The sequence below is a fragment of the [Scytonema hofmanni] UTEX 2349 genome, from assembly GCF_000582685.1.
GTDB classification, from domain to species: domain Bacteria; phylum Cyanobacteriota; class Cyanobacteriia; order Cyanobacteriales; family Nostocaceae; genus Hassallia; species Hassallia hofmanni.
Map to the genome: position 1 here is coordinate 1,250,424 of NZ_KK073768.1, position 6,000 is coordinate 1,256,423.

Annotated in this window: 5 protein-coding genes; 4 read left to right on the top strand and 1 reads right to left on the bottom strand. The window is 40.4% G+C overall.

The genetic code is table 11. From position 1 onward, the window contains the following. Positions 1 to 831: 831 nt before the first annotated feature. On the bottom strand, positions 832 to 2,208 hold the full coding sequence (dnaA, locus tag TOL9009_RS0110655; RefSeq protein WP_029632790.1) for a chromosomal replication initiator protein DnaA: 1,377 nt from the start codon (positions 2,206 to 2,208) through the stop codon (positions 832 to 834). 399 nt (positions 2,209 to 2,607) lie between these two features. Between dnaA and TOL9009_RS0110660 the strand changes: the two genes are divergently transcribed. The 4 genes from TOL9009_RS0110660 (at position 2,608) to TOL9009_RS0110670 (ending at position 5,894) form a co-directional block, all read left to right on the top strand. Next, a complete protein-coding gene (locus TOL9009_RS0110660; protein ID WP_029632791.1) occupies positions 2,608 to 3,870 on the top strand; it encodes an HhoA/HhoB/HtrA family serine endopeptidase in 1,263 nt (420 codons plus the stop codon). Positions 3,871 to 4,005: 135 nt separating this feature from the next. Then, positions 4,006 to 4,548 (top strand): peptide deformylase, encoded by a 543-nt coding sequence (gene def / locus TOL9009_RS0110665; RefSeq protein ID WP_029632792.1) that lies wholly within the window; start codon positions 4,006 to 4,008, stop codon positions 4,546 to 4,548. Between the two features lie 50 nt (positions 4,549 to 4,598). Next, on the top strand, positions 4,599 to 4,721 hold the full coding sequence (locus tag TOL9009_RS49195) for a hypothetical protein (RefSeq protein ID WP_260675876.1): 123 nt from the start codon (positions 4,599 to 4,601) through the stop codon (positions 4,719 to 4,721). 54 nt (positions 4,722 to 4,775) lie between these two features. Next, positions 4,776 to 5,894, top strand: coding sequence for a phosphotransferase enzyme family protein (locus TOL9009_RS0110670; protein ID WP_029632793.1), 1,119 nt, complete (start codon positions 4,776 to 4,778; stop codon positions 5,892 to 5,894). Positions 5,895 to 6,000 lie beyond the last annotated feature (106 nt).

Sequence of the window (6,000 nt, forward strand, 5' to 3'; positions counted from 1 at the left end):
CATGGGAAAAATATAATTACTTTTGTTTATCCCCACTTACTTAAGTGTTTTGTACTCATAAATAATATCATGTCCGGCAAATCATACATGTTGTAGAGACGTTCCGTCGGAACGTCTCTACAAAGGTTCCGCATTGATGCGCTCCAAGCCTGCCAAACTACCCTATTTTCAACAATTTTGTAAATAATTGCAAACAGAGCGGTTATCATACCATTTCCGGCAAATCACACATATTCTACTGTAGAGACGTTCCGGCGGAACGTCTAAACGTGTTAATTAAAGAGACACAATATTATTTGTCAGCAAAAATTATAACAAATCGAAACAATTACGTAGTAATACTGAAGAATTTAATTTTATAAGGTGAGCTTTATTTTTGTTTTCTGTATTACCGCTGAGGGTATTTTTCCGTAAAAAGGGCATCATTTAGATAGTTTTGTGCAAAATATTTGTCGCAAACTATACATTTTTTTTAGTATCACCTTCTTATAACTTTAAAAAACCATGAATACTTGCCCTTGCTGCTCCCACCGACTTTTGGCTCATATTCGCAAGAATGAAGTTTACTGGTTTTGCCGAACATGCTGGCAAGAAATGCCATCACTGAGTAGGAAAAAGAGTAATTTCTATCTAGAAGTAGCCAGAAATGAATCATCTAGAGAGTTTCAGAAGTTAGTTTAGATTTCTTAATAATGGCTGTGGAAAATGTGGAAAAACTTTGTTAGTTCTGCTCCAGTGATAATTCCACAAGCTATTACCTGTGGAAAAAGTTGTGGAAAAACTATGGGTTTTTCCACAGAGTAATTATACTCAATGAATTTTGACAGAGGTTTATTTTTGGGAACGACTAGTCATATTAATGCGATCGCTTAATTGACGTAAGGTTTGTACCAAAGTGCGATCGCTTTCTAGTAGCTGGGCTATTTTATCGCAACTATAAATCACCGTTGTGTGGTCTTTCCCACCAAAAACTTCTCCAATTCTCGGCAAACTCAACTTTGTGTGTTGTCGCATTAAATACATACCCATTTGACGTGCCCAGCTTATTTCTCGTCGTCGCGAGCTACTTTTTAAGTCTTCAATTGAGATGTTTAAAGCATCAGCTACTACCGATAAAATTGCTTCTGGAGTGGCTGACAGTTTTTCAGTTTTGGGTTCTAAAACTGGTATTAAATTTTCTACAGTCATGGCTAAACCCCAAATTGAAATATACGCCACTGCCCGAATTAGTGCTCCTTCTAACTCGCGAATATTAGAAGTGTAATTAGAAGCTATATATTCAATTACATCTCTCGGCAAAGTAATATTTTCCTCTTCTGCTTTTTTTTGCAAAATTGCCATTCTTGTTTCCAAATCTGGCGCTTGAATATCCGCAACTAACCCCATCGAAAAACGAGAACAAAGACGTTCTTGTAAGCGGGCAATTTGCTTGGGGGGACGGTCGGAAGCTATAATAACTTGCTTACCAGCTTCATATAAAGTATTAAAAGTGTGAAAAAATTCTTCTTGCGTAGACTCCTTACCCTCAATAAATTGAATATCATCTACTAACAGTACATCAGCCGCTCGGTAATGTTCTCGAAAACCTTGTCTATTATCATTACGAATAGCAGTAATTAAATCATTAGTAAACTGCTCGGTAGAAACATAAAATATTTTAGAATCAGAATAATTTTCCTGGCGATAGTGTCCAATAGCTTGCATTAAATGAGTTTTCCCTAATCCGACACCACCGCATAAAAATAAAGGATTAAACTCTCTTCCTGGAGATTCAGCAACTGCTAATGAAGCAGCGTGAGCCATCCGATTATTTGCACCAACTACAAACCGCGAAAATACATATTTAGAATTTAATTTACTAGTTATCGTTTTGCTTTTAGAAGCATTTTCTAAAATATGATTTTGAATAGGAACTGCCTGAGGAAGCTCTCCTTCATGTAAAAAAGAAACTTCATCACCCTGAGCAACGGTAAGATAAATTTCTACAGGATGACCAAGAATGTCTTGTACTACACGAGCGATTGTATTTATGTAATACTTTTGTAACCAATTACGCGCAAATGGGTTAGGAGTAAGTATCACCAAGCAATTATTTTCTAATCGCTCTGCACTAGCAGTTTTAATCCAAGTTTCAAAGGTGGGACGGGATAATTCTAGCTGTAAGCGCTCCAATACCTGAATCCACAGAGTTTTTATGGGAATTTCCATTTAAATACCACCTTTGCTGCTAATCGTCAAACAATTTTGAATTTTGCGTTCGCGTAGCGTGTCGGAGACAAAAGTTTGAGGCTCGGTTTCCTGCGTTCAAAGCTTTTCAAGACGGATGCGTGGACTGTCCCCACGGTTAACCGTTCGCTTCTTGGAAAATGGAATTGTCGATTTTGGATTTATTCCATAGTTAAAACGTCATGCAGTACCAAAGATATAATTCTTTAATCTCAAATCTCAAATCTCAAATCGCTCAGTCAAAATAGAAGATATGAGCAAGCACCTATTTAGCCTTTAGATGCTCTAAACCTAGAACAAGCTTTTAAGTTGTAATTATTCTTGTTCCCGGTAGGCAAGATCCTACCACTCACTGACTCACAAAGGAGTTGCACACAACACATGAAGATAACACATGACTTTGGGCAAAAAAAAACATCCTCTAAGGGTTTGCCTCAACGGTGGACAGCAACAGGTATCATGTTAATGCTGCTGAGTGGCGTAATCATGTCCCTTGGGGGGTGTTTACCTAGCGGTAGTGTTGGTATTGGGAATCAAAGAAATGATTCTCAGACTCAGACAGAAGCCCAAAATACAAGCGATCGCTCTCCAGTAATTGTCCCACCGCCAATTTTCGCCAAGTCTGGAGATCCTAACTTTGTTGTGGGGGTAGTGCAGAAAGTCGGACCAGCGGTAGTTAGAATTGATTCTACTAGAGTCGTCAGTTCTCCTAGAACAGATGAATTTAACGATCCATTTTTTCGGCGCTTTTTCGCAGATCAACCATCACAACCCAGACAAACAATAGAAGGTAGCGGTTCTGGATTCATCATTAATTCCGCAGGTCAAATTTTGACTAATGCCCATGTGGTGGATGGTGCTGACACGGTGACGGTAACGTTGAAAGATGGTCGGACTTTTGACGGCAAAGTGCTCGGTGAAGACCGGGTAACTGATGTTGCAGTAATTAAAATTGGCGCAAATAACCTGCCCACTATTGCTCTTGGTAACTCTGAGACGTTGCAACCGGGCGAAGCAGTAATTGCTATTGGCAATCCTTTAGGTTTAAATAATACCGTAACCTCTGGCATTCTCAGCGCTACAGGTCGTTCTGGTAGTGATATCGGCGCTAGTGAAAAGCGCGTTGATTATATTCAAACCGATGCTGCTATTAACCCAGGTAACTCTGGTGGACCGCTTCTAAATGCTGAAGGTCAAGTGATTGGGATGAATACAGCGATTTTGCGTGGTGCTCAAGGATTAGGATTTGCCATCCCCATCAATACAGCACAACGAATCGCGCAGCAATTAATTGCCAAGGGAAAGGTGGATCATCCTTATTTAGGTGTGGCAATGGCAACGCTGACCCCAGAAATTAAGAGAGTCATCAGTAATGCTTCTAACGGTCAGCTGAAAATAACAGCAGATAAAGGAGTATTAATTCGGGGCGTTGTTCGTAGTTCGCCAGCTGCGACAGCCGGATTAAGAGCAGGTGATGTAATTATCAGTATCAATAACAAATCTGTTGCCAAAAATGAAGACGTACTAAAAATATTAGAAGATAGTCAAATAGGTAGTCCGTTACAAATACAATTGGAGCGGAATGGACAAACTACACAAGTCGCAGTTAGCCCTGCACCTCTACCTGCCCCACGAGAAAGCTGATTTTATTAAAATAGCTAATAGTTGTTAGCTATTAGCTATTAAATAAACCTCAAATACTTTCCTCAACCGTAGTGAGCGGTTTACCGCTCATATTAAGGGCTGAAGCCGCTTATTACCTAGAATAGGAGTTATATTATGGGTGAACTACGAAAAATTATTCAATTAGGCAATCCGATATTGCGCTCCAAAGCTGCGGAAATTGAAAATATCCAAGATGAGCAGATACAAAAACTAATTGAAGATTTATTGGCAACAGTTGCTGATAGTAATGGGGTGGGAATTGCCGCGCCTCAAATTGCAGAACAAAAGCGTTTATTTATCGTTGCATCGCGTCCCAATCCCCGATATCCCAACGCCCCGGAGATGGAACCAACAGCGATGATAAATCCGAAAATAACGGCACATACAAATGAAATTGTTAAAGGTTGGGAAGGTTGTTTAAGTATTCCCGGAATTAGAGGATTAGTTCCCAGATATCAAGCGATAGAAGTAGAATATACTGACCGCGATGGCAAGTTACAAAAGCAAGAACTTACTGATTTTGTAGCGCGTATTTTTCAACACGAGTCCGATCATTTTGAGGGAATTGTTTTTTTAGATAGGGTAGAAAGTACTTTCGATATCATGACTGAGCAGGAATATCAACAGCGGATTGTTTCAACTGATGTAGAGACGTAGCACTGCTACGTCTCTAGAGATTCTGGATAACGCATATTTAAGTTCGGTCGATGTCTAATTTAGTGCGATCGCCAACAGCATCGGCGATCGCACTAAAATGTTGGCGTTGCAGAATTCATACATCTAATCAGCAATCAAAATTTTTGTGGTTATACGACAAAGATACGGGATAATGACATGCATTCTCAGATAAATAGTTAGACCATCTCAATTTAAAAGGCAAAATTTTGAACAATCTGATTGACATTGCAGACCAATTTAAGCCCCAAGGTAAAGTCGTTGACATTCAGGAATTTGGGCATGGCAATATTAATAACACCTTCCTTGTAACTCTGGATTACTTAGAAGAAAAGCATTTTATCCTGCAACGCATCAACACGCAGGTTTTTCGTCAACCGAAACTCGTGATGCAGAACATGAGTATTTTTACCCTTCATGTGCGCGATAAGCTGAAGGCTTTAAGCTCTCCAAATCGGCGCTGGGAGGTTCCGCGTGTACTTTTGACACAAAACGCCCAAAATCACTTTATTGATGCTGATGGGTCATTTTGGCGGGCAATCAGCTTCATTGACGCTGCGGAGTCTTTTGACACAATTAAAGATAGCAATCACGCTCGCGAAGTTGGTTATGCGCTGGGTATGTTTCATAACTTGATTAGCGATTTGCCTACGGAAAAACTAGCTGACACCCTTCCAGGATTTCACATTACACCGCGCTACCTTGAGCAATATGTAGAGACGCGAAATTTCGCGCAAAATCTAGAGACGCGATTAATCGCGTCTGTACAATCTGTTGAAGTGAAGTATTGTTTGCAATTTGTCAGCGATCGCTCTTCTTGGGCAAACGTTTTAGAAAATGCCCAAGCACAAGGACATCTGCGTTTGCGCTCAATTCACGGCGATCCGAAGATAAATAATGTCATGATAGACACTAAAACCGGACACGCTATCAGTATTATTGACTTGGATACGGTGAAACCTGGTTTAGTTCATTATGATATCGGTGACTGTCTGCGCTCAAGCTGCAATCCTTTGGGAGAAGAAACTGAACAGTGGGACAAGGTGCGCTTCGATACCGATATTTGTCAGTCTGTTTTGCAAAGTTATCTCTCAGTGGGGAGAGAATTTCTCACTGTTAGCGACTATGAATATATGTATGATGCAATCGGCTTGATTGCGTTTGAGTTGGGATTGCGATTTTTTACTGATTATTTAGCGGGTAATGTCTACTTTAAAACTAAATACCCAGAACATAATCTGAATAGAGCGATCGTGCAATTTAAGCTCACCGAAAGTATCGAATCTCAAGAAACTGCAATCCGAGCTATCATTCAGGAAATGCGATGATATCATGTCCGCGCTTATTACTTACGCTCACCCCAAGAACCCCACCCCGCCAAAGCTACGCTTTGTCTCCCCTCCCCGCTAGCGGGGAGGGGCTGATCGGGGTGGG